This is a genomic window from Metabacillus flavus, from assembly GCF_018283675.1.
Lineage (GTDB): Bacteria > Bacillota > Bacilli > Bacillales > Bacillaceae > Metabacillus_B > Metabacillus_B flavus.
Genome location: NZ_JAGVRK010000001.1, coordinates 3,683,004 through 3,707,398 on the forward strand (window position 1 = coordinate 3,683,004; position 24,395 = coordinate 3,707,398).

Genomic DNA, 24,395 nt, shown 5'->3' on the forward strand with positions numbered 1-24,395 from the left:
GAGCCTGGATGTGTTCAGGCTCTTTATTTCTTCATTTTTACATATAAGCCAAGACAATATCTTTTATTCTTCATGGGAGAGTCTTTAACCCAACCTCCCCTTTTAATCAATATCATCATTATGACTCGCTCATGCCTCTTGCTTCCTTATCGCGAATGTTTTCTGGATTATATATAACCTGGACAGACCAAAGATTGGCCTTTTCTCCTTCAAAATGGCCATTAACAAAAACTGTACCGCCACCCACTTTTGAAGAAAATTCGTAACCGTCAATAATAAATGGCTTATTGTCTATTTCTTTAGCAAGTTCTACTGGAATTTCTTTATCTTTTCCTTTTCTTCGTTATCTCGCATACTTGTTCCACAGCCTGCAGCTGTCATTGTAAACACCACTATCGTGAATAATAAAATAAGCATTCTTTTCAATGTGTGTCCCCCCGCATGTTGAAATTTTCCCCCATTTTAAATTCAGTAGAAATTAGGTGTCTTTATCAAAAAAAGAACTATCTCCATAGTTCCTTTCAGTTTGGGGATGCAACCCCGCCCCGCTATCCAGCCGAGAGGTAAGCTAGTATTAGACTTGGGTTAATCAAATTTATACAAACGATCAAGCAAACCTGTGAACGTTTCACACACATAATAAATTGCTTCTTCTCCCTCTAATTCATGGTCCAGAAAAATAATCTCAGGGCTATCTTTTGATTCTCTATAATCAAAACATATCTTGTTTCCAAAAGGGTCTCTCGCAAAAGGGAAAATTCCACTTGGGAAACTTCCAGCACCAAGGTCGTACACTTTTACGATATTGCTCTCTTCGCTAGTATAGCTAAGCAAACATAAAAATATTTCTTCCCTGTCTTCGCCTACTTTAAAAACATCAGGTTCCGGGTAGCCACCATTATATTTTTTTACACACTCTTTATAATCTTTTGGAAACTCGATACCGAAATATTGCTCCACGAGGTTTATTTCCTTATCAGCAATTGGGGCATCTGGTTGTATCCATTCTACCTTTTTCATTTCATCACCCCTATTAATATTTTGTAACCCACTAACTATTTAGAGCAAAAGAACACCATAAAGATTCATGATGCTTTTTATATAGAAGGTTTTTATTCATCATCCTTCATATTATTAATAAAATCAGTTAAACTGCCAAATAAAAATCTTATGTGTTTTTCCGGATTATCTCCATATTCGTACTCATGATTCCAATAGTAAATGGCACCCTTCTCTTAAACTGTAACAATAAAAGTCTCCTCCTGCTTCATTAGTTCTTCATACCCATAATTAATCTTCATCTTACCTGAGTGATCTAAGATAAACGTTAAGTTTGTCCATTGTTCTTGTTCCTGTTTCTTGAACTCGATCCATAGCTCTTCAAACGATTGATATAAGTCCTGTTTCATTTTCTTGAATGCTCTAGAATCAAGATCAAATACATCTGTAATATCCCAACTGTAAACAGCTTTGTGTGATCCTACAGGGTAATAATAGAAATAGACTTATGAGAAGCCATCTCTATATTCTGCATACAATAATATTTCTTCCCACTTTTCTGGAATCATGTTATTTAGTGTGCTAGTAATCCCTTGATAAGACTGTTTCATATAGTACACCTCACCCGTAAAGCTCGGTACTTAATTTAAATGGTTATCTTAAATATTCAGCTTCCCAATACTCCTATTTCTCGACCGGACTAATCTTAGAAATATCTTAACACGTTTCCATCTAACAATTGATGCCACATAGTACACCACTATTCCAGTAAATCGTCATCTAACCACAGTTCCACACGATCCAGATCTGCACGACTACTAGTGTCGATTTCCAATGACGAAAGGTAATCTGCAAAAGACTCTGAAACCAGAATATCGTGACTTTTTATTGCGCTGGAATGGAGGAGAAGCAGAGTTTTTCTCGATTTCTACTAAACTTTCATTTACCATTTCCACATCATCCTTATTCACCTAGAACCCCCTTCCTTCTGCCTCTTCAATATCTTGCTCACGACAGAAAAAAATGTGTTTCATGGTACTTTCAACATTAGGAATTTTCAATATATACTTTTGGTAATCTTCAAAGATTGGCATATTATCACCTGTGGTCGCACTTTTAAAAATGACCTCAGTTTGCACTGAAGTCATTAAGAATCTGTAACTAATAAAATAGTTCTAATTGGGATAGTCACAAATAAGCTAATTGAAATTCTAAAGGTTAGCTCTGTAATTGATTCTGTTGTGGTTGTTAAATTCTAGATATGACTTCCTTATTATAAGTATTATCTAGAAAGTTGTTTTCTTAATATCTCCACTAAACCTTTTGTTTTTTCAATTGATAAATTTCTCATGCCATAATCTCTTACATAAGTTTGAAAGAGTATCCACTCACCTTTACTAGCAACAAAGTCTATTTCTTTAAGTAGTTCAGAAATATAATCTTGATTTTCAATTTTTTGTATTCTATTGATAAATTTTCAATATCTTTGTAATCCATGCTCAAATTAAAGTAACACTCTAAAAAATAATTGAATTTGTCTAGTTTTAGATTCGATTCCATGCTTGTCCTCCGTTACTTAATAATCGAAGTAATTTATGGTAAAGGATATAGATGTTGATGGCTATTACAAAAGAAGATTTAAGGCTACCTAAGTCAATAACTTTATGGTTTTTACTTTTATACTTCTTGTTTAACTAACTCCAATAAAAAGTCCCCAAAATCCTCAGCGATCACTTCATATTTTTGGCTTTTTAATTCCATACCAGGAATAAATGATATTACTTTCGGTTCCGTTTTATCATCCTTTTTGTTGAAATCTAAACAGAAAAGTTCATCCCACCGGTATCATAAATAATTAATAGGTTATTTGGAAGGTTAATTTCTCTTCGCTCAGATAACGTATACCAAATAGCATCTGGTACAGAAGAATTTTCAAAATCATTGTTAATAATGCCATAGATCTCTTGAGCACCGAAGTTGCCAGCTCCAAATGTTTTTAAATAATCTAAATATAGCCCATTAAATTTAAAACCTAAGCGATCTTCAGCATCTTTTATTAATTGTACTGGACGTCCCCCAATAAAGTCAGCCAAATCTTTATTAGCAGATATAATGTTTTTGGCATCTCGATAAAAATCAAAGCTCATTTACATCCCTCTCTCCATCTATTGAAAATTCACTAGAAATATCTGGGAGGTACTTCCAATATTCTGTTCTCCATTTATTAAATTGGCTTCTGTTTACACCTGAAGGTATGGTGTTAGGATTGATATGAATAATAGCACTGTTTTCTTTATGAGACGTTTGTGTAACTTCTTCTATGGAACTTTCATTTCTTTGTGTCGTGTGATGTAGATTAATAGATTTTCCATCTGGACCAAGTGGAGCCAATCTTTTTTTTCATTCTCTCAATTTTGGTTCTACCTACTTTTTAATTTCTTGAGTTCTCAGGCTTTAAATTCTTTGTTTTTGTTTCTACAAAGGCTAATGCATTTCGGTCAGCCTGAGCTATGTCTTTATATACTTTACTGCTCCTGAATGCAGCAGCGTCGAATACCATAGGGTTTACGCCTTTTGCGCCGCTCGTGGCTCCGGTTAGCTGAGTGTAGAAGTCTTTGATGAGCTGCTGATTCATTTCGGAGGCTGCGTAGTCGTCTGTGAGAGCAATATCTACTTTATGTGTATCTTCAGCAGTTTCTATGGACTTTTTCGAGGCTTTTTGTATGTTCTCTTCAAATGGCTTGGATGAAAACAAATTAATTTAATTTACTCAATAGAATGGAAAAGGAAGCACGAGAACCGTCCGATGCTTCTAATTAATCATATTCAATCAAGACATTTCCACTTGAACTTGCGAGAAATTCAATAATATCCTCAACTAAACTAGGTAATACGATTTTTATATTCTCTGATTGATTTACTTTATCTAAATCAAATCTATTTAACTGCTTTATAGTCAAGGGAATATCTTTAATTTTCCATGGGGAGTCATCATACCACCCTTCATGTCTAAAATAATCATCTATGATTCCTTCTCTTTCAAGATCTGTTTCTAGTAAAGCATCTAATATCGCTTCAAAGTACCCATTCCAAATGATCATTTTATTCTTATCTTCTTCATTAATTAGTACTAGTTCTGGTTCACCTTCAAACCCTTCATAATATTTATTTAACAAATTAATCAATCCTCCCAATGACTTCTATTTAGTATGCTCATTTGTTCATGTGTTGCATTACCCGATTTTCTTGCTGCAATTGCATCGTACTATTTATATCCTTCAATCCATTCATTATCGCCAAGATGCATGCAGGATAGAGGGAAAATAGAATAATACCAAAAGAAGTAAATCACTTGTACATGAAGGTTATGCTAACCATCTCGCTTATCATAAAAGCTCCATGATTCATTTAAATTACTCTATAGAATGGAAAAAGAAGCATGAGAACCGTCCTGATGCTTCGTGGTCTCGCTCTTGAATCCAAATACAAAAAGCCCTGCAGAAATCTTTTCCACAGGAACTTTCAACAACTTTGTGAGGGTTTATCATATTTATTAGTCCAACTCTTTATTTTCATCCAAATTTGAAATAGACTCGGTTATAATATGTTTAAATATTACCAACTTTCGTCTAGAGCATTGGTGGTTCTACTCCTCCGCCAATCCGCGAAATATATTTTTGTTTAAATCTATTATCTTAGCAACAAAATGGACTACCAGTCTTATATTAGCTCAAGAAATCTTTCATTTGCGCAAGAGGTTTAAAAATTAATATAATAATCTATTTCCTTATCCATTTCATTCATAAAATCTATTATAGAATCTGCAATCTTAGTATCAAAATAATATATCGGACAAGTCCCATTTGAATCTTCTTGCCTTAGATCTAAAGTCAAATAGTTTCCAGATCCTATCTCAAAAAACACCAGCATATGATCTGGATAAAGTTCTTTGACATCCTCATCAATGAACTCATCTTCATCTAAAATAAAATCTGCGATGCTGTGAGGATCCATAATTCTATCTCGTCTTGTTTTATCATGGTTACATAAGAATCCATATCCCAGTTCTTTATATAGAGACTTTAATTCACCTGGAAATTTCATTTGTAATCTTTCTTCCGCTTCTTTAACATCTTCATCTAGAGAGAAAAAAACATGTTTCTTAGTTTTATTTTCTTCGTCATTGATACTTGATATATATATTTTATAATCTTCAAAGTTTGGCATTTAATATCACCTTCCAAAATTATAATTAATCGAAAAGTCGCTTTTCCGGTCCATCTTTCCTGTGAATACCGCCTTGATGTTCATCTGGACGCTTTGCTGGATGGATATTATACCACTTATTTGGTCCCCCATACTCGTTCTTAATTATATGATGGGCATCATATTTATCCCCAATATTAATGTAGACTTTACCTCTCTTAGATAAAACAGGCTCATCATATGTCGGCCATTTTTGGGCGTTGTTTAGTTCCCATTCTTCAATTAACTTATTTTTCTCACGTTCAAATTCTTTCCTATGCTGCTTTACTTTATCCTGTGGCATTTTAATTGAGTAATCATTTAGTCAAAATCTTTTTTTAACATTTCCTTTTGATTAATTGGAACTTTCCTTTTTGTTATTAATTCAATATCTTTAATATAGTCTTTAACCCCTACAAGTTTATTACTAGATTTAAATAAGGTCTCTATTTTTAATAAGGCTGCATCTTTTACAGCTTGGCTATTGTAAACATTATAAGGTACTAACTCCAAAGCAGGAGTAAAGTTAGCATTCTTATTAATTCTCCGTATTTTTTCAAAACCGTCAGATGCTTTATTTATAGTGACTTTCACACCTGTCTTTGTTAATACGCCCAACTTTGCAGCATGGCCACTCTTCGCCGCAGCCCCAAGCCCCTTCGTTCCCACAACCGAGGTCCCCACAGTTCCCAATGCATAGCTGATCCAGCGGGATCTGGAGTTGGCGTCTCCGTTGATGACGTCGCGGGTCCAGGATTCTTCGATGGCTTTGGACATGATGCTGTATGTGTCGACTGGGTGGATGATGGAATTGCCCATGGCTCCGAAGGTTTCCTGGGGTTTGGTGACCATGTCTTTGATGCCGACTACGAAGTCTTTACCGGCTAGGTAGATGCCGTCTTTTATTCCACTTGCTATTTCGCGGTCCCGCTTGTAGCTTTCATATCGTTTTACGATGCTCATTTGTTCTTCGGTTAGGTTCTTGTATCCTATTTGTTTCGCAATCTGGAGATATTCGTCTTGGGAGAGTTTATAGACATCAAGTTTACTTTTTAATTCCTTGATTTCTCTGGCTTTAAATTCTTTGTTTTTTGCTTCTACAAAGGCTAATGCATTCCGGTCAGCCTGGGCAAGGTCTTTATATACATTACCGCTTCTGAATGCAGCGGCATCGAATCCCATTGGATTTACGCCTTTTGCGCCTTTAGTGGCTCCCGTCAGCTGGGTGTAGAAGTTTTTGATGAGCAGCTGATTCATTTCAGAGACTGCATAATCGTCTGTGAGAGCAATATCCACTTTATGCATATCCTCAGTGGTCTTAACGGAATTTTTGGAGGCTTTTTGTATGTTCACTTCAAATGATTTGGATGAAAACACCTCCAATGAAAGGATGTCGTTGATGCCTGACAAGATTCGGGTAAGGTCTTCTTTTTGAGCTTCAACCATTTGTCTTGATTTTTCAATCGAGTTCCGCAGCTCTCCCTCCAGGAATTCCTCTCGAATGAAGGTTTTTTGAGCGAGACTGGAGTCCTCCATTTTCCCTTCAATGCTCCCAATAAATGCGAGCTGCATACTAATAAAATCCACCCATTTTCCAACGAGGACCGTGTGCTCCTGGTAGAAGCTTTTAATTGCTTCGGCTCCTTTACCCTGGAATTCTCCATCCTGGATAATGGCCGTAAACTTTTCATTAAGAGACTGCAGCTGCACGGCAAGGTTTTTATATTGTTCCGCACGTTCGTTCATCGTCGTCAGCAAGGCTTCTGAATCATATACGTTCGGCATGAATCACGCTTACCTTTCCTCATTTATTTTAGCGGGCCCATTGGCAAATGCGTAATCGACTCATCCTGTTCCCGGAGGTAATCGATGTTCGCTCTCGTATCCTCAATGTTCTTCTGAACCGCTCTCTTGTATTCTTCTATCATGCTATGAATCTCATTTTCCCTCTTGATCCACTCCGCAGTTAACCGAAGTTTGTTTTCTCCGAGCATATCTTCGGAGGGAAGCGGAAGATTGAGCTGCTCAAGCGTATGGCTAATCTGGTTAAGCTGATCCACGACATCAGCATGCTTCAGTTTAATAAGGGTTTGCACTCATCCGCACCTGCTTTCAATTTCCAGATTTATCTACAGTAAATTCTATCATTATTTTCCATTTTTCTAAATTGGCAGAAAGTCCTTATTTGTTGGATGTGCTGATAAAATATAGTCTTACATATCCAATAACATTAATTCCAAACCTACAATACACATGATTTTCAGCCCAATTATGAGGAATGAAAATGTAATGCGTTTTTAAGTCAGCTAGTATGATAAGAGTATAATCTCTGGAAATTTCCCAGGAGAGTTAATGAAGTACATGTAAATATTTGTTGTAAATAACATATGAGATTTATTACATATTGTGGGGGATGCTGATGGAGGGGAAAAGAAGAAAGAAGTCAAAAAGCTTAGTCTATTTAAAAATGTTTTCACGTTCAACTACTCGGTAGGTAAGAGTATAATCGCGCTAATGTTCATCTTCTATAAAATTGGCGAAAGAAACAAGGCGGTTAAATTTTAGTGAATCCATGCTCATAACGTTCTCGCTCCAAACCCGTTCATATGTGCCATAAAGGTTTTTATGGATTTGATATATTCACCGCGCTGACCCTCAAGATATAATGAAGTCTTCAAGGGGATATTTTACCTAGAGAAATAAGGATTTTAGAAGGTATAGCTGATCACTTCCATTTTATGATTCATAAATATCGATAGGAAATTGTTTTTTTCGTAAACATTATGTAAATTTTAGCAATAACGCAGAAAAGGAGTCAGGCGCGGGTGGCCGGACTCCTTTTCTATTTATTGGTTGCCGATCGGCAATGGGTGCCTAACATCTTCTAGGATGCGTACACTTTTTTCATTTGCAAGATGATTTCTTCTACCATTTCTTTCGTTGATACGTTTCTTTGCTCGCCTGTGCGGTAGGCGTGCATAAGGATTTGCAGAAACTCCTCTTGCTTCATCTGCTTAGTGTCCATTGTACATGATACCCTCTCATTTTTACAATTTTATACAGCATGCACGAAGATTATTATAATTCGGGTTTGCATCTTTAGCAACAAGTAATTATAAACTTCGAGTGCTTCTGACAATTATGTCCCCGCATTTTCCTTTTTCGAAACCTTTTAACGAAACATTTTTCTACGTTATAATATAGGAATGGATACATTCTTTGGAAGTGCCTATGGTGCTAGGACTTCGGAAGTTTCGACAAGCGGGCGCGCCTTTTGTCGCTGCCGCCCGAAAGGAGAGATGGCTTTTGCTTATGCGAGACCTTGATAAGGAACGCGTTTTGCTTACAGCGGAACGGCTGCGGACGATTTTAAGTCCGGCTGATGAAGAAGACCGGAATCTTGTGAAAAAAGGGCTGATTCTTTACCGCCAGGGAAGTGTCTATAATGTGAACGTTTCCGCTGAGCGGGTTTCGGCGAAGGTGCAGGATGTATCTCCTGTTTCCATTACGCTTGATTTGGATTTCGTCCAGGCAAGCAACTGCTCCTGTCCTGCAGACGGTTTTTGCCGGCATTTAATGGCCGCTTTTTTATATGTATATGCAAGTGTGGACCGCGTCGGAACGTTTGTGGACGCCTGGAAAGACGATCGGGCGGCCCATGTTTTATCGCAGATGCGAAGGGCAAGCGAGCTGCTGAAGCGAGAGTTTGTCCTGAAGGAGGACTCGCTTGACAGCTGGCATGAATTATTCGAACGGGAGTATGAGGCTTTGCAGGTAAAGACAATGCAGGGACTCTATCATCAGTTCTTTTTTAAATTAAAGCAAAAGGCACCAAAGAAGCTTGAGCTAAAGCGGCTGTTTGTGATTCACCTCGCGATTGTGACGATTACGCGGATGCTCGCTTCCTATAACCGGACGAAGGTAAAGGACCCCTCTCTTCAGCATATGGCGATGGTGTATGTGAATCATATGGCGAATGCGATTGAGACGGAGCTTGAGGAAATGAAGCGGTATGCGACTCCATTTGCCCTGGATCCGCTGCTTGAGGGAAGCCCGGATTATTTCAGGAAACTATTGGAGGCGCCGGATCCTTTCTATACCGGCACCCTTGGAATTTATAAATTGCTTTGGTCCGGCCTGATGAACCGGCCGAAGTGGCTGGAGATGGAACGGAAGGCGTTTGAGGCAAAGCAGGATGATGCAGTGATCACCAAAAAGGATTTAATGGGTATGCTGCACATTGATTTTCTTTTGAAAAAGGACGAAGCGGTGCTCGATTATTTGCGGGCCGGAAATGCCGGCCTCTTCCCTTCTTCTTTTTTATGGCTGGAGGAAATGACGGAGAAAAAGCAATGGGAGCGTCTTAAAAAATGGCTGCCGTATGTAATGGAAATGAGTCCGGAGTACGTGGAAGCGGATCTTCCGAGAAAGGAAGTCCGGAGCGGTGCGGCGTTTTTGCTGGATGTAGTCGGGGCTTATTCACGCGCTTCAAAAAACGATGATTTATATGAAGAGGCATGCCGGACACTGCTTCCGTATAGTTATAATGAGTACGAAAATATGCTTGCGCTCGATGAACGGTATTATGAATGGGCGGAGCTGAATATGCTGCTTGGATACCCGGTTTATGAGGTCGAGGACCGGTTTTTGAAGGAAGCGGAGAAGGCGGAGCCGGAAGCGGTGCTCTCCCTTTATAAACAGACCATCTACCTTGAGATGGAGATTCGGAACCGGGACAGCTATAAACGGGCAGTTCGTTTATTGAAAAAAGTGAAACGTCTTTTTAAGAAGATGAAAAGCGAGGAAGAATGGGAAGACTATTTGGATATGCTCCAGGAACGGTATAAACGATTGCGGGCATTCAAGGAAGAATTGGTGAAGGGAAAGTTGATTGATGGATAGTTCTTTGCGATACGAACTTCATATGGAACAGACAGAAGACTATCATTTTACCGTCTGGGCAACAAAGGGTGACGAAGAGCCGGTATCTTTGAACGAAATGCGCCGGATCTTTTTCACCTGGCATGAGTCCTCTCATTACGGGACGAACCTTGAGGATATCACCTTTATCGGAACACCTGCTTACTTACTTTCTCCATGGATGATGGCAGAGCTGATCGGGCATGACTCGTTTAACTCGATGGCTGAGGTGACGGTTCAGCATGAGGGGTTTCAGGAGGCTGCGAAGCGGATTTATGAGCTTGTTGCGGCTGGTGAGTATATGCCGGATTATCGGGCATGGCAGATTGGGCAGACGGGGTGGAAGCCTGAGGGTGAAGCGCTTGAGGGCTTTGTGGCTGAGTGGTTTTCTGCTGCTGTATCGGATTTGATTTCTTTGAATCGGAGCCTTCGTATGGCGTGGTGTACGATTACGGATGCTCATCCGGTGCTGTCGAACTTCACCGGTTACTTTCTGGATGAACAGGACTGGCTGGAGCGGATCGGCTGGGTCATTGATGATAAGCCATTTACGATTGGCCTGCGCTTGAATGAGCCGGAGTATGACGGAGGCGAATGGCGGCTCGAAGTATTATTGCGCAATAAGAAACGTGAAGATGAGCTTCACGTTTATGAGGGTGTAAAAAGTCTCCCACGCGGCTGGAAGGGCTTTGCCGATGAAGTAGAACGGGAGCTGGACCGGTTTCAGCAGGTCGTTCCGTTTCTCAGTTTCACCGGCGGTGTGACCCTTGTCACCGAGGACGAGGCGTGGCAGTTTTTGACGGAGTCGAGTGAGACTTTGGTGAATATGGGCATTGAGATCCTGCTTCCATCATGGTGGCAGGTGGTGAAGGAATCACAGATGATGGTGAAGGCGAAGCTCTCTTCCACTCCCCGCGGACAGTCGTTTGTCGGCATGAACACGCTGGTTGATTTTAACTGGCGGTTTGCGACGAATGGGATTGAGATGTCGGAGGAGGATTTTAACCGGCTTGTTAATGATCAACGCCGGCTGGTGAATATCCGCGGACAGTGGATTAAGCTAGACCCGGCTTTTATCCAGCAGGTAAAGACGCTACTGAAAAAGGCGGAGAAGGAAGGCTTGCATGTGTCGGATGTGCTGCATCAGGAGCTTGCCGGTGACCGGGATGAGGATTCTGGTGAGGCGAGTGGTGCCTTTGCAGAGATTGAGATCGAGCTCAGCAAGCAGATGCGCGGCATGATGAAGAGGCTGACGACGATGAAAAGCGATCAGGAGTATGCGGTGCCTGACTATTTCCGGGGAAATCTGCGGCCTTACCAGCAGCAAGGAGTCGACTGGCTGCTTGGACTGCGCGAGAACCGGTTTGGGGCGTGCCTCGCGGACGACATGGGCCTCGGGAAGACGATTCAGATGCTCGCCTACTTTACGTACGTGAGGGCGAATGAGAAGCCGGATACTCCAGCGCTGATAATTGCTCCTACATCCGTACTTGGAAACTGGCAGAAGGAGATTGAGAAGTTCGCGCCTCACTTGAAGGTGAGGCTGCACTACGGGCCGATGAGGTCTCGAGGCGAGCTGTTTGCGGCAAGTGTGCTGGATCAGGATATTGTGCTGACGTCCTACGGCCTTGCCCACTCTGACTTAGAGGATTTAGAAGCGATTACGTGGAGTACAGTTTGTATTGATGAGGCTCAGAATATAAAGAATGCCCATACGAAGCAGTCGCGGGCGATTCGGAGTCTGCAGGGATTGCATCATATCGCGTTGACGGGGACTCCAATGGAGAACCGCTTGACAGAGCTTTGGTCGATTTTTGATTTTATTAATAGAGGGTATTTGGGCAGTCTTCATAAGTTTCATAAGCAGTTTGTGCTGCCGATTGAGAAGGACCGGGAGACGGAGCGTGTGGAGCAGCTGCGGCGGTATATCCGGCCGTTTCTATTAAGGCGTACAAAACGTGATGAACAGGTGGCGCTGAATCTGCCTGAGAAGCTGGAGCAGAAGGAGTACATTCCGCTGACGGTTGAGCAGGCTTCGATGTATGAGCAGCTTGTGAAGGATACGTTTGAACAGGTGAGTCAGCTTGCAGGGATGCAGCGGAAGGCATTGATCCTGAAGATGCTTGGGAAGCTGAAGCAGATTTGTGATCATCCGGCGCTTTATTTGAAGGAAGGTTCGCCGAGCAAGGTGGTGGAGCGCTCGAATAAGATGGAGAAGCTGATTGAGCTCGTGACCGCGATTCGGGAGCAGGATGAAAGCTGTTTGATTTTCACCCAGTATATCGGGATGGGTGAAATGATGAAGAAGCTGCTGGAGCGCTCGTTTGGTGAAGGTGTGCTGTTTTTGAACGGGAGCGTGTCTAAGGTGGATCGGGATCGGATGGTGGAGAAGTTTCAGAGCCGCGATGTGCCGTTTTTGATTCTGTCGCTGAAGGCTGGCGGAACGGGATTGAATTTGACGGCGGCGAACCATGTGATTCACTTTGATCGATGGTGGAACCCGGCGGTTGAGAACCAGGCGACGGACCGGGCTTATCGGATCGGGCAGGAGCGGTTTGTGCATGTGCATAAGCTGATTACGACCGGAACGATTGAGGAGAAGATTGATGGGATGCTTGAGAAGAAGCAGTCGCTGAATGATGAGATTCTGCAGAGTGAGAATTGGATTACGGAGCTTAGTACGGATGAGTTGGAGGAGTTGTTTTCGTTGACGGTTTAGGGTGGTTAACTGCGCGGGGATGCGCCTGACCCGCTGTGCTTCACCGCATGTGGGGACGGAGGCGTAAACGTGCCATCCCTTGTGCGGCATGGGATAGCGGATTTGGTGCCAGAGCTTTAGTTTGGTAGAGATGGTGGGGACTGGCACCGTGCCAGTCCCCTGTTGCTTTACCGAAGAGCGGGACAGAGCCATCTGTCTGCAAAGCCTTGTGCGGCAAGGCTTTGCAGTGGAGGTGCCAGAGCTTTAGTCTGCTAATAGGGTGCGGGTCAGGCACGCGCATGCAGAGTTCAAATCGAAAATTTACTTTTCATCCGAAAAACCGCATACAAAATACGAAAATAGACAGCCGGCAGGCTGTCTATTTTCGTATAACGGGATTATGTTAGTAAACAATTTTCGAGGGGATTTTCGGCTCGTTCGGGGCGGCGGCTTGCCGCAAATGGGACAGGAACCTGCGGGGTGTAGGCGTAAGCCGTATAGCCCGCGGTTATCGGCCCATTTAGTCCTGAAGCGACACGTTACGGAGTGACAGAAAGGCGGGTTTCCTTTCTGATCAGTCCGTCGTGCTGCCGCCCGCTATTGGTTTGGACTTGCTTAGTTCGACAAAGCGCTGGTAGTTTTTTTCGAATGGCTTCGGGAATAAAGCCAGGTGTTTGTCTTTTGTGATATATGGGTTTGGCTTGTTGCGGATGTAGCTTTCATAGCTGCTCCAGAGGTATTCGCTTGGGTGGAGGACGAGACTGGATTTGACGGGGTTGAGGTGAATATAGCTGCTGGTGTGTCTTTGAATTGGTAATCGTCCTTTATTTCTACTGCAGCAAATCTGCCTTGAAAAAGGTGGCCTTCGTAATTGTGGCGGTGGTTGATAAAGATGGCGTATCTGGAGTGAAGGACCCGGATGATGGAGCTTAGAGGCACTGTATGGGTTTCTAATAGCAGGTGGATGTGATTGGACATCAGACAGTAGGCGTGGAGGCTGAAGGGATAGAGCGTTTGGACTTCTTGCAGCAATTGCAGGTATTTTTCTCTGTCTTGTTTGTAGTAGAAGATTTCCATTCGCCGGTTTCCTCTTGCTGTGATGTGGTAGGTGGTTTGGGGTTGCCAGTTTCTTAGTTTACGTGGCATTTGGTTGGTCCTTTCTGTTTGGGATGGGATTAGGATAAGGTTAAGTGGGGATTTTCGTCAAAGGCGGGGAATTTTGTTTTTGGGGTAGGAAATTGGTTTTTGGTTGGCGTGGGGTGGCGCCTGACCCGCTGTGCTTCACCGCATGTGGGGATGGAGGCATCCTCTCGCTAGCCCTTGCGCGGCAAGGGCTGGCGGAGATGGTGCCGGAGCTTTAGTCGGGTAGAGATGGTGGGGACTGGCACGGTGCCAGTCCCCTGTTGCTTCACTGGATGTGGGGACAGAGGCGATGATCTGTCAATCGTTGGGAGACAAGGGTTTGCAGATGGTGGTGCCATAGCTTTAGTTCGGTAGTGGAGTGTGGGTCAGGCGCCTCGCACATGATTTTTGCTGCCAACCACTTAATACAGCCTGGCATTAAGTTGCCATGGCTTTGATCTGGTGTGGCGGCGGTGGTGCCTGACCCGCTGTGCTTCACCGTATGTGGGGATGGAGGCATCCTCTCGCTAGCCCTTGCGCGGCAAGGGCTGGCGGAGATGGTGCCGGAGCTTTAGTCGGGTAGAGATGTTGGGGACTGGCACGGTGCCAGTCCCCTGTTGCTTTAATGGATGTGGGGACTGAGGCGATGATCTGTAAACTGTTGGGAGACAAGGGTTTGCAGAGGGTGGTGCTGGAGCTTTAGTTCGGTAGTGGAGTGCGGGTCAGGCGCCTAACAGCAGTAGACTGCAAAAAAAAAAGAGCAAAGCGCCCCGCGCTTTGCTCTTTCCCTTCTATAATTCTTCCTTTTTCACAGCAGTCAGCTTCGGTATTAGAATTACCAATATCAGCAGCAGGCCGATTCCTATGAGTGCGATGTATAGGATGGTTAGCGAGGATCCTTGGGATTCTGCTTGGGTGTCGGCTTGGAGCTGCTGGGGGCCTGTGCTTTGGAAGAGTTTTTCGTCGCTGTCCATGAATAGCTTGTCTTTGGCTATTTGGGCGGCGGTGTTGTTGGCTTCGATTTCGTTGCTGGTGTAGGTGGCAAAGAGTTCTGCGAGTTCTTTTTCTTTGCGGTTAGGGTCCGGTTTTTCGTATTGAAGGTTTTTGATTTCGTCTGGGACGTTGTACTTTCTGTCGTATAGTTTGTCTTCTTGGAAGTAATCGGTTTGCTGTTTGATTTTTTCTTCTTCATAGATGTTTGGTGCCAGGTCTTCGATGTCGGCGGGCTGTTCGGGCAGCTGTTCTTCTGCGCGGACGGCTGTTGCCGGGATGAGAAGGAGGAGAGCCGTTAGGATGATGGCTCTCTTTCTCATTTTGTTCGTTTGGTTCATGTTTTCCACCTCATCAGGATTAGGCTTCGTGCGCTTCTTTTTGGGAGGCGCGGTTGTCCATGATGGCTCGGATGATAAACGGGATGACCGTTAGGATTAATAGTATTCCGCCTAGTACGAGGACGCCTTCTGTGAAGAGGTTGTTTGCGTCTTCTTGAATGGAGATGTAGACGGTTGAGATTGGATCACTGTAATTAAAGTTTGGAACGGTTAGGGCGAGCAGCGGGCTCACGAAGTAGGCTGTGAGGGCTACGCTTGCGAGCATGCCTGTTGTGTTGTTGAACAGGTAGGCGACGCGGATCAGGCTGGATGCTGTGAGCAGCAATACAATTGTAAAGATGGACCATTGGATGGCGCGGTCGTCAGCGAGTGAGTAGATGTTGGTGCCGAATACGCTGATGAGCAGGCCGACGATGACGTTGAGCAGGATGAACAGGGTTGCCCGCAGCCAGAGTGGTGCTGTTTTGAAATAGACGCCGCTGAAGTAGCCGATGAGCAGGCTGCTTAGGAGGACGATGACCAGGATGACGACTGGCGGTACGGTTTTGGCTTTTTCAATCGGTTCTTCTCCTGAGATTTGGATTGGGTTCGCCAGGTGGTCGTAGACGAAGCCGTTGTCCTGTCCGTCGATGCGTGCGTTTCTTAGTACGTCATAGACTTGGTCTCTGGATAGCTCGGTTGCTGCTACGTTTGTTGCCCATTTGTCGTTGAGTTCGTCGGATTTCGTTTGAACTTCGTCAACTTTGTTATACAGTTCGTCCGTATAGGTAAGGACGTTTGTTTGGCGTTCACCCAGTGAGTCTATGATGCTGTTCATTTGGTCGATGGTGCTTGTGATGCTTTGGGTGCCGGATACGAGTCCGGTGCCGCTTGTTGGTGCCTGTGAAGGCTCTGCTTGTTCCGGCTGGCCAGGGGCGGATCCGGATTGCAGCTGCTGCATGAGATTGTCAGCGTTTGTCTGGATGGCTGTAATTTCGTCCATCATGGCCGTTTGCTGGTCGGCTACGCTTCCGCTGTAGTCCGCGATGAAGGTCTGGAAGGATTCTTCTAGCCTTGTCATTTCGAGCTGAGCGGATGGGAAGTTGCCCTGCATGGCGTCTGTTGCCTCGCGTTCTTCATCTGTCGGAGCGAGCGCTGTTTTCATTTTTTCGTTTAATTCTTCATTTGCAAGCACGGTGTTTTTCTCTGTGCTGTCTGACGAATTCAAGTCTTTTAGAGTCGATTCGTATTGATCAAGTTTTGCATAGTAAGCAAAGAGCGGTTCAATGGTGACCTTTTGGATGGATTCCTGGAAAATTGGTTCGAGTGTCTTTTTCCGCTCTTCCGTCAGATTGGAATCGCTCAGGATTGCCTGTTCTTTTTTCTTAACGGCATCGATAACCGGCTGGACATTCCCTTGAAGGGATAGAATTTGGTCGGAGAGACGCTTGTTCTCTTCTCTCAGGCGCTGGTTTTCGGTCAGAATTCCCGTATTATCTGATAATAGCTTTTCGTAGTCCTTTGCAAGCTGATCGTATTTCTTCTGCCATTCTTGATTGCTCGCATCTTTTTCAGCAAGCTGTTTTTCGATTTCGTTTGCTGTTAGGGCGAGCTGGCCAAGGCTGTTTGCTGCGTTGACGGCTTCATTTGGCTTTGGATCTGGAATCTTGTTAAGTGATTCCTGAAGCTGTTTTGCTTGCTCCGCTACTGCTTTGAGGGCAGTTTGCTGTTCCTGAAGGCTTGAAATCGGGTTTGGATTTGGTGTTTCTGGTGTTTCCGGTGTTTCAGGAACCGTTGGTGTGCCCGGCTCGGCTGGTGTTCCAGGGGTACCCGGTTCCGGCGTGTTTTGCAGTTCTTTTCTTAGTGAAGCCATTGTGCTTTCAAGTTCTGTAAGCGTTGTTTCTTTCATTGTTTTTTCATACAGATCCAGGTACTGGGCCTGGACCGCTTTTAGGTCGCTGATTTGGCGATCCATTTGGCCTTGAAGAATTCGTTCAATTTCGGTTGCATTGTCTGAGCCTTCCTGAAGTGTTGCTTGAATGGCGGACATATCATTGTTGATTTGGCCGACCTGGCTGTCGATCTTCTGGAAGGACTCGCTGTTACGCTGGGACTGGTTGGACATGCTTGCCTGCAGTCCGGTTATGGTCTGATTCTGAACCTCTCTCATCAGCTCCATCTGATTTTGCTGATATAGCTGGTAGCTGTCTACATATGTGACGAAGGATGCCAGGTTTTTCTGGAATTCCTCTGCATTTTGTTCGCGCTCAGGGGCTGACTTGGATGCATCGAGCATGGTGGCCTGAAGCTGCTGCAGCATTTGTTTCTGGGATTCAATCTCCCCTGACAGGTCTTTTGAGCTTGGTTTGTAGAAGGCGACCATTGTCTTTTGGAACTGGTCTTCTTTTTCAAGAATTTGATCGAACTTCTTTTTTACATCGTCCATTTCCTGGGCAATGGTGTCCCAGTAGTAAACAGCGGTTTTTTTGTTGGCGACGTCTGTTGCTTCTTCAATGGTCCGTAGAACTTTCTCTTTGTCGACAGCGGTAAGCTGGTCCTGGACCTTGAATTTGAATTCCGCTTTGGCCGGCTGCGTTTCTTCATATGTCAGAATGTTAGTGGAGAAGTCGGATGGAATGTAGATGATGGCATCGACATTCTGATTTTTCATTTCACTTTCCGCTCCGCTGCGGGCGAGTGCTTTCCATTCGTAGTCGGAATTTTTGCTCATTGCTGCGGTAACGAGCTTTCCGAATGAGTCTTCGTCACTTTCCGGCAACCCATTATCTTCGTTAACGACAGCGATGGTGCGGGTGGCTTTATCCTGTACCTCCATCGGATTTTGGCCGATGGTTTGGAAAAACAGGGCAGGGACGGCAAGAATGAGAACGACTGCTAGAATCATTTTCATCATGTGTTTGGTTTGTTCCGTCATGAATAGATCTTCCTTTCAATTGCGCTTAGAGGAATTTGGATTTTTGTCACTCTGCCATTTTCTGCGTAGTAGCCGAAGCCTGCATTGATTTCAACTTCCTTCCTGTCATATGGAAGGGTGAGAATCGTTTGCTCGGATTTTTTCATCAGGATAATGGCTTGACGGATTTGTTTCAGTTCAGACGACAGTGTATCGTAGCCTTTTGAAATTTCAGCGTTGCTTCCAGCGACGATGATGTTGAATCCAAGATGGCTGAAGTTTTTCATGAACTTCACGATGCGGTCCTGGATTAGCGAGTCGGCTGCCTGCAGGAATCTCGCATAGCCGTCAATGACCAGCAGCAGCGGAGTAAAGCTGACCTCTCCTGCTTTTCCTTCATTGATGGCTTTCATGTACTGTTCTTCGCGTTCTGTCATGAGAGCTTCCACATAATCAAGCCATGCAGCGATGCTCTCCTTTGACTCGAGGTAATCAATTTTTTCTTCTGTCGCATAGCTTGACAGTCCGCGGTCGATGGAGTCGAACAGGGCGATTTTTTCTTCCTGCTGGGCCATCACGGTGTTGATGACGACTTTAAGCACATTCGTTTTTCCTTTTTGCGACTGGCCAATGATGAGGCAGTGCTTGTTTTTCAGCAGGTTGAGATGAACCGGCTGAACCTGTTCCTCGTGAAGGCCAATTGGGATAATACCCGGACGCTGGTGGCCTTCGATGTATTGAGAGAACGTAATCGTAGAAAGATCGGTCGGCAGCATCGGCACCGGTTTTGGACGGGTATAGCTGCTGTATTTTTCGACCAACATTTGAATGTCTTCTTTCAGCTGATCGAGCAGTTCATAATCATTCGCTCCATCTGCCGGCAGGAGCATCTGGGCAAAGTACGTATGCTCCTTCTTAATGAAGGCGCGGCCCGGAATGGCTTCCATTGCGTATTGGGGACGGCCGACAATGGCATGAAGCTCAGACGAATCCAGCATATAATGGGCAATTTTCGTTTTCAGGTTGCTCATGATTGAATGACGGACAGCGTTCGCACGGGAGGCTGTGATCATCATATAAATTCCGAGAGACTGGCCGTCCCTTAAAATTTGATTCAATTCGGTTTCCAGGTCGTACATTTCGTCTTTAATGATGTCGAAGTTATCAATGGTGATGAAAATGACCGGAAGCTTTTCAGGACTTAAATTGTTGTACATTTTGATGCTGCTGACTTCATGCTGCTGGAATAAGCGTTTTCGTTTTGCCAGCTCATCTTTCAGGATACTCATGAATTTTTCAATTTTTCTGGATTGATCAACCAGAAAGTAGTCAGCCGTATGTGGAAGCTGGCGCAATGGCAGCAGCGCTCCGTTTCCGAAGTCCATGATATAGACATGAAGTTCTTCCGGACTCATTTTGGATGCCATCCCCATCAGCAGGGTCATGGCGGAGACTGATTTTCCATATCCGGATGTACCGAAAATTCCGATGCTTCCGTCGTCGATCATGTTATAGGCAAAGGCCGTTTGGCTTTGTTTCTCCGGTTCATCGATGATTCCCATGACAATCTCGCCCTCTTGCTCCGACATGTGCCCGATTCTTGAAATGCGTTCTTCAAGAGGCGGCAGCCATGGACTTGGGAGCTTTTTGATGTTGAGTTTCTTTTGGGTTTCGGCGATTTTTTCGACTACGACGTCGATTTCTGTTTGGACGTCCCGCTTTTTCTCGATGGATGCAGAGACGTCTGAGAGCGGAACAAAGCCGAGATCGGTGACGAGCGCGACCTCGTCCTCGCCCTCACGCGTTTCTTCGTTATAGGGCGCCCCGCTCCAGGCGGATTGGAACAGCTCGTACACTTCGTTGTTTCCGACCTGCAGGTATCCGCGGCCGGTTACGGTAATGGCCGCGGCATCCGCGTTTTTCAAAATCTCTTTACTGTCGGTCGCATCCTGTACTTTAAGTGCGACGCGGAAACGGGCGTTACTCCAGATTTGGTTGTCGATTACGCCGCCTGGCTTTTGGGTCGCTAGAATTAAGTGAACCCCTAAGCTCCGTCCGATACGGGCTGCCGAGACGAGCTCGCGGATAAAGTCCGGCTCTTCGCTTTTCAGCTCGGCGAACTCATCGGAGATTAGGAACAGATGCGGCAGAGGATCGGTTGCCTCGCCTTTTTTGTATAGCTTTGTATAGTCGTTAATGTGGTTGACGGTATGCTGGTCAAACAGGCGCTGGCGGCGCTTCAGCTCGCTTTTGATGGAGGCAAGAGCCCGGGCGCTAAAGTTTTTGCTGCCTTCGATGTTTGTAATGGTTCCGAGCAAATGCGGCATGTTTTTAAACGGCTGAGCCATTCCCCCGCCCTTGTAGTCAATGAGCAGGAACGCGACTTCATGCGGATGGAAGTGAGCAGCCAGAGACAAAATGTAGGTCTGCAGAAATTCACTTTTTCCGGATCCGGTTGTTCCGGCGAGCAATCCATGAGGTCCATGAGCCTTTTCATGCAGGTTCAGCTCGACGAGGTCTTCTTTTCCTTTTAAGCCGATTGGAACGGCAAGTGATTTGGCCGATTCCCTTGTGAGCCAATTTTGCTCGATTGGAAGCTCGTCCACTTCCTTCGCCTGGAACATGCCCAGGAAGGAAACGCTGTTCGGTATGGAATTCGTCATGCCGGTCAGGTGATCAAGCGTCCGTAGCGTTCTGGCAAATGTTTCGTTCGTCTCCAGAGAGTGCTGATCGAGATTGAATGGAATTTGAACGGCTTTTTTCTCCTGAATGAGAATGTCCCCTTCTTTTTCATTCACATAGCGGATCAGCGTATGAATGTGCTCTGTTAGACTTTCTTTGTTTTCAGCTGCGAAAATGGCGGAAATTCCAAGCTTTTGATGCTCGCTTTCCAAATACTCGAGAATAATGTGATCGGCAATCAGCTGCTGATTCGTCACAATGAACACGATATGCGGGGAGAAAAAGATGCCTTTTTCATCCTTTTGAATGTCGCGTTCGCGAATGAGTTCGTATAAAGAGGATAATAGCTGGTCTCTCGTCTGCTCATTGTAGATCATCCCTTTGGCATATGCATGCGGAAGCTGGAAATGAGGAAGCCATTTCATCCATTGCCAATCCTCGTATTCGTCTTCATCAAAGATGAACACAAAGCGGAGGTCATGGTAGCTGTGGGAAAAAGCAAGCTGGCCGATAAGCTGATGAAGCTCTTTTTTTACAGTTTTTTCTTTTCCGATAAGTCCCATTGCTCCATCCTTCAGCTGAACCGGAATGGGGACGGGACCTACTTCCTTGTACGCCTTCTCCAGATCCTGAGACTGTTCGAGCAAATCGTCAATCTCTCTATTTGCAAGGTCCGAGCTGCTTAAGGTGACGGTATAGCTGGACGGACTTTGTCCGTTTCCGATTCGAAGCTGCAGGAAGTCTTTGCTGTCGATGGTGCGCTCCCAGATTCGGTCAGAAATATCCTCGGTCATATACTTCATTTTTTCAAAGGAAGGAAAATGATAGCGGAGGACGGTCTTTTGTCGCTGAGAAAGTTCCTGAAGCTCCGCGCGGGAACGCTCTAAATAAGCTTTGTAAACCCGGACGCGGCGCTCTTCCCTTTTTTTGCGCTGACTGCGCTCTTTAAAATATTGAACAGAGGAGGTAATCAGTGTCATGGAGAACATGGCAACGGTGATAATGATGTAAATTCCTCTTGGCTGAACAAGGGCTACAATCCCCATCAGAATGAGCATGACAAGAGGAGGCATGATGATGAGCCAGAGTCCTCTGTTTGTATCCTCTGTTTCCTGAAGCGGCATGTTCAGGCTTATTTTGTCGTCCGGGAGATCATAAATCATCCTTGGTGTTCTGCGGTAAGCCGGATATTTCTTCTTCATTTCGCTTTCCGGCTTTCTAGCTTCAGTCAGGGTCGTTTTGAACTCCTCTAAATCAGAGACCGCCATGATGTCATCATCGACAACCGTGATCGTCATAAATCCCCAAAGGAGGATGTCTCCAATTTGAATGTCGGTCTTTCCGTCAATCCGGTGACCGTTTTTGTATAAGCGGCTGCTTGCGGATTCGAGCGTCCAGCCTTGATCCTGTTTAATCAGCCTGAACGAGCCGTCTGAGGTCGGGCTTGAGCTTGAAATCTGTGCGCCTTTCTCTCCTGAGAAGAGAATTTCGTGCTCGTAGCCGGTGAAGAGCGACCGGGCTTTTTGAAGCTCGGGAGTGAGGCAGAGAACAAGGCTGTGTCCCTCTTCTTCCCAGACGAACGAGCCCTTTTCTGCAAGGCTGCCCTTCTTTTCTCCATTGATTCCAATCTGAAATTCGCTCTTCCCTTCTTCTCTCGTCAGCTCCAGGGCTCCTGAGGAAAAAGGAAATGAGCGCACCGTAAGCGTATCGCTGTATTCCGGCCCGATGGTCAGCGTGCGGGTTGTCGAATCGGAAATAGAATATGGCTGATAAGTCCGCTGATAAAAGACCCATAACGTACTCATGCGGTGATACCTCCTTATTTTGGTGCTTTTATAAGGCCCGCCTCAGGAGTATATGAGGAGGACCTTCCCGTTAAATCGTTAATTCGTATTCGGTGCTGCAGGCTGTCCGCTAGCAGGGGCTGCCGGTTTTGAATCGGCAGGTTTTTTGGCTTTTGCTTCCGCTGCTTCTTTAGCTGCCTTCTCTTTCGCTTCTTGTTCTTCTACTTTTTGAAGAGCTTCCTGCTCTTTTTTCTTTTCTTCAGCTTTTTGCTCTCTTTCTTCGTCTAAGGCTTTTTTGAAATCATTATATTCTGTCTCAACGTCTTTAATCTTTGCTTCTTTCTCTTCTGCTTTCATATCTTTGTTTGCTTTCAGCTGATATTTGTAGGAAGCCAGAGCCGCCATAATCATAAATCGATCGTCGAATTCTCTTGCGATTTCAAGGGCTTTTTCACTTTCCCCGCGGCCCATCCGGATCCAGTAATCATAATACCTGGTATCTGTTTGGAGCGTCAGGTCATTGCGGATCTCTTCCTTTTGTTCGCCCCCGACAACAAAATCGCCTGTGACAATATAGGAATGAGCAAGCTGGTATTTTACAACCTTAGGCATAGACTCCAGCTTGTATTTTTCAAGGTCGCTGATGACATCACTATAGCTGCTCGTCTGGTAATGCTGACTGCTCTCAACGAAGGCCTCTGCTCTTGGCTGGAGGAAGAAAACAGAATAGACGGTGTAAATAATTGCAGGGATCAGAAGAATGATAAGTCCAAGACCAACGTATCGGAACGTTTTCCACTTCTTTTCAGGAATATGTACAAGACTGCGTTCTTTCTCTTCCAGCAGCATAATTTTTCTGCTTATCAATGCGGAAAGATCTTCGGTTGTTTTTGCATCAAAAATTTCTTTTACAAGAGGAGAAACCTGAAGCGTATCGTGGAATTTGATATACTCTTCAAACGTGAATTTCTCATCTATGGCTGCAGCAATAACCGCTCTTACTTCATGCCAGATGCGTTCCTCATCTTTTTCATATGGGGGTAGACTTTCTTTCACTCCGTAATGAAGAAAGAACGGCGCCAGGCCTTTTGTGAGCACCAGATTATCCGGAGCGACAACGAGATGAAGTCTTGGGTACGTGTGGGATTTAACCTTTTCCACAAGCTGGTGGGCAAACACCCATCGGCTGTGACGGTCTTTTTTGTGAAGCTCGCTGAAGTTTTGATAAGACTCGGACGGTCTAACTTTGATGATGAGCTCGTTCTCCGTCATTTCAATTTCTCTGGCAATATCTTGATCGATCTTTTCGAGCATGGCAATTTCAAGCGGATCATCCAGCTTGATTTTCTCCTGCTGAAAAATAAACGAACGTTCCAGTTTTTCTTTCGTGATGCTGCATTCGAGCTGCTGCTCCAAATAGTCAGGATTCTTTTCTGCCATGTTCTCTGGCTCCTTTACAGTATTTCAAGTCGATCTCCAGTCATAATGCCGCTCTCCGCAAGCTGGCGGTCACCGGGGATGACCTTCTGCTTGTTCGGAACGCGGACCCAATGCCCTTCTCGAGGTGGGTCAGAAATGCATTTAGCCTGCCAGACGATATCAATCATTTTCTTGACGGAATGATAGTCTGATAGGCGAAGGTCAAACACTTCTCCAGTATAATTTTTCAAGTCAACTGTTACTTCAATATACATGCCTTTTCACCTCAAAAATGAAGAAGC

General features: G+C 44.6%; 18 protein-coding genes and 1 pseudogene. 2 read left to right on the forward strand and 17 right to left on the reverse strand.

All coding sequences use genetic code 11. The features are described from left to right. Positions 1-585: 585 nt before the first annotated feature. The 11 genes and pseudogenes from J9317_RS18785 to J9317_RS18835 form a co-directional block, all read right to left on the reverse strand. Positions 586-1,020, reverse strand: a complete 435-nt coding sequence (locus tag J9317_RS18785; protein ID WP_211561453.1) for an SMI1/KNR4 family protein — start codon at positions 1,018-1,020, stop codon at positions 586-588. A 215-nt stretch (positions 1,021-1,235) separates the two neighbouring features. Continuing rightward, positions 1,236-1,610, reverse strand: a pseudogene (locus J9317_RS18790) (immunity protein YezG family protein). Positions 1,611-2,816: 1,206 nt separating this feature from the next. Further along, positions 2,817-3,146 (reverse strand): SMI1/KNR4 family protein, encoded by a 330-nt coding sequence (locus J9317_RS18795; protein WP_249292243.1) that lies wholly within the window; start codon positions 3,144-3,146, stop codon positions 2,817-2,819. Then, positions 3,136-3,390: an HNH/ENDO VII family nuclease gene (locus J9317_RS21100; RefSeq protein WP_211561455.1), complete on the reverse strand. Its 255-nt coding sequence runs from the start codon at positions 3,388-3,390 to the stop codon at positions 3,136-3,138. The genes J9317_RS18795 and J9317_RS21100 overlap by 11 nt, the downstream gene beginning before the upstream one ends. 40 nt (positions 3,391-3,430) lie before the next feature. Beyond that, entirely contained in the window at positions 3,431-3,754 is a 324-nt protein-coding gene (locus J9317_RS18805) for a T7SS effector LXG polymorphic toxin (protein ID WP_211561457.1), read from the reverse strand. 61 nt (positions 3,755-3,815) lie between these two features. Then, positions 3,816-4,175, reverse strand: a complete 360-nt coding sequence (locus J9317_RS18810; RefSeq protein WP_249292244.1) for a hypothetical protein — start codon at positions 4,173-4,175, stop codon at positions 3,816-3,818. Between the two features lie 583 nt (positions 4,176-4,758). Further along, positions 4,759-5,226 carry an SMI1/KNR4 family protein gene (locus J9317_RS18815; protein WP_211561461.1) on the reverse strand — a complete coding sequence of 156 codons (468 nt, stop codon included), beginning with the start codon at positions 5,224-5,226 and terminating at the stop codon, positions 4,759-4,761. A gap of 25 nt (positions 5,227-5,251) precedes the next feature. Continuing rightward, complete coding sequence (locus J9317_RS18820) at positions 5,252-5,548, reverse strand: hypothetical protein (protein ID WP_211561463.1); 297 nt, start codon at positions 5,546-5,548, stop codon at positions 5,252-5,254. Positions 5,549-5,565: 17 nt separating this feature from the next. Continuing rightward, on the reverse strand, positions 5,566-7,029 hold the full coding sequence (locus J9317_RS18825) for a T7SS effector LXG polymorphic toxin (protein WP_211561469.1): 1,464 nt from the start codon (positions 7,027-7,029) through the stop codon (positions 5,566-5,568). 23 nt (positions 7,030-7,052) lie between these two features. Further along, positions 7,053-7,340: a YwqI/YxiC family protein gene (locus tag J9317_RS18830; protein ID WP_211561471.1), complete on the reverse strand. Its 288-nt coding sequence runs from the start codon at positions 7,338-7,340 to the stop codon at positions 7,053-7,055. 788 nt (positions 7,341-8,128) lie between these two features. Continuing rightward, on the reverse strand, positions 8,129-8,269 hold the full coding sequence (locus J9317_RS18835) for a YwzD family small protein (protein ID WP_164462274.1): 141 nt from the start codon (positions 8,267-8,269) through the stop codon (positions 8,129-8,131). A 281-nt stretch (positions 8,270-8,550) separates the two neighbouring features. On the opposite strand from J9317_RS18835, the gene J9317_RS18840 reads away from it, so the two are divergent. Together J9317_RS18840 and J9317_RS18845 are read left to right on the forward strand one after the other, a co-directional pair. Continuing rightward, positions 8,551-10,146 (forward strand): SWIM zinc finger family protein, encoded by a 1,596-nt coding sequence (locus J9317_RS18840; protein WP_211561473.1) that lies wholly within the window; start codon positions 8,551-8,553, stop codon positions 10,144-10,146. Further along, positions 10,139-12,883 (forward strand): DEAD/DEAH box helicase, encoded by a 2,745-nt coding sequence (locus J9317_RS18845; protein ID WP_211561476.1) that lies wholly within the window; start codon positions 10,139-10,141, stop codon positions 12,881-12,883. The genes J9317_RS18840 and J9317_RS18845 overlap by 8 nt, the downstream gene beginning before the upstream one ends. Positions 12,884-13,477: 594 nt before the next feature. On the opposite strand, the gene J9317_RS18850 is transcribed toward J9317_RS18845, so the two are convergent. The 6 genes from J9317_RS18850 to yukD all read right to left on the reverse strand — a co-directional run bounded on the left by J9317_RS18850 (position 13,478) and on the right by yukD (position 24,368). Next, positions 13,478-13,939 carry a transposase gene (locus tag J9317_RS18850; protein WP_249292246.1) on the reverse strand — a complete coding sequence of 154 codons (462 nt, stop codon included), beginning with the start codon at positions 13,937-13,939 and terminating at the stop codon, positions 13,478-13,480. Between the two features lie 836 nt (positions 13,940-14,775). Further along, entirely contained in the window at positions 14,776-15,315 is a 540-nt protein-coding gene (gene essA, locus J9317_RS18855; RefSeq protein ID WP_211561478.1) for a type VII secretion protein EssA, read from the reverse strand. Between the two features lie 19 nt (positions 15,316-15,334). Next, positions 15,335-18,229, reverse strand: a complete 2,895-nt coding sequence (gene esaA, locus J9317_RS18860; RefSeq protein ID WP_211561480.1) for a type VII secretion protein EsaA — start codon at positions 18,227-18,229, stop codon at positions 15,335-15,337. After that, on the reverse strand, positions 18,226-22,695 hold the full coding sequence (gene essC, locus J9317_RS18865) for a type VII secretion protein EssC (RefSeq protein WP_211561482.1): 4,470 nt from the start codon (positions 22,693-22,695) through the stop codon (positions 18,226-18,228). The genes esaA and essC overlap by 4 nt, the downstream gene beginning before the upstream one ends. Positions 22,696-22,773: 78 nt before the next feature. Further along, entirely contained in the window at positions 22,774-24,114 is a 1,341-nt protein-coding gene (gene essB, locus J9317_RS18870; RefSeq protein ID WP_211561484.1) for a type VII secretion protein EssB, read from the reverse strand. Positions 24,115-24,128: 14 nt separating this feature from the next. Further along, entirely contained in the window at positions 24,129-24,368 is a 240-nt protein-coding gene (yukD, locus tag J9317_RS18875) for an ESX secretion system protein YukD (RefSeq protein ID WP_035408137.1), read from the reverse strand. Positions 24,369-24,395 lie beyond the last annotated feature (27 nt).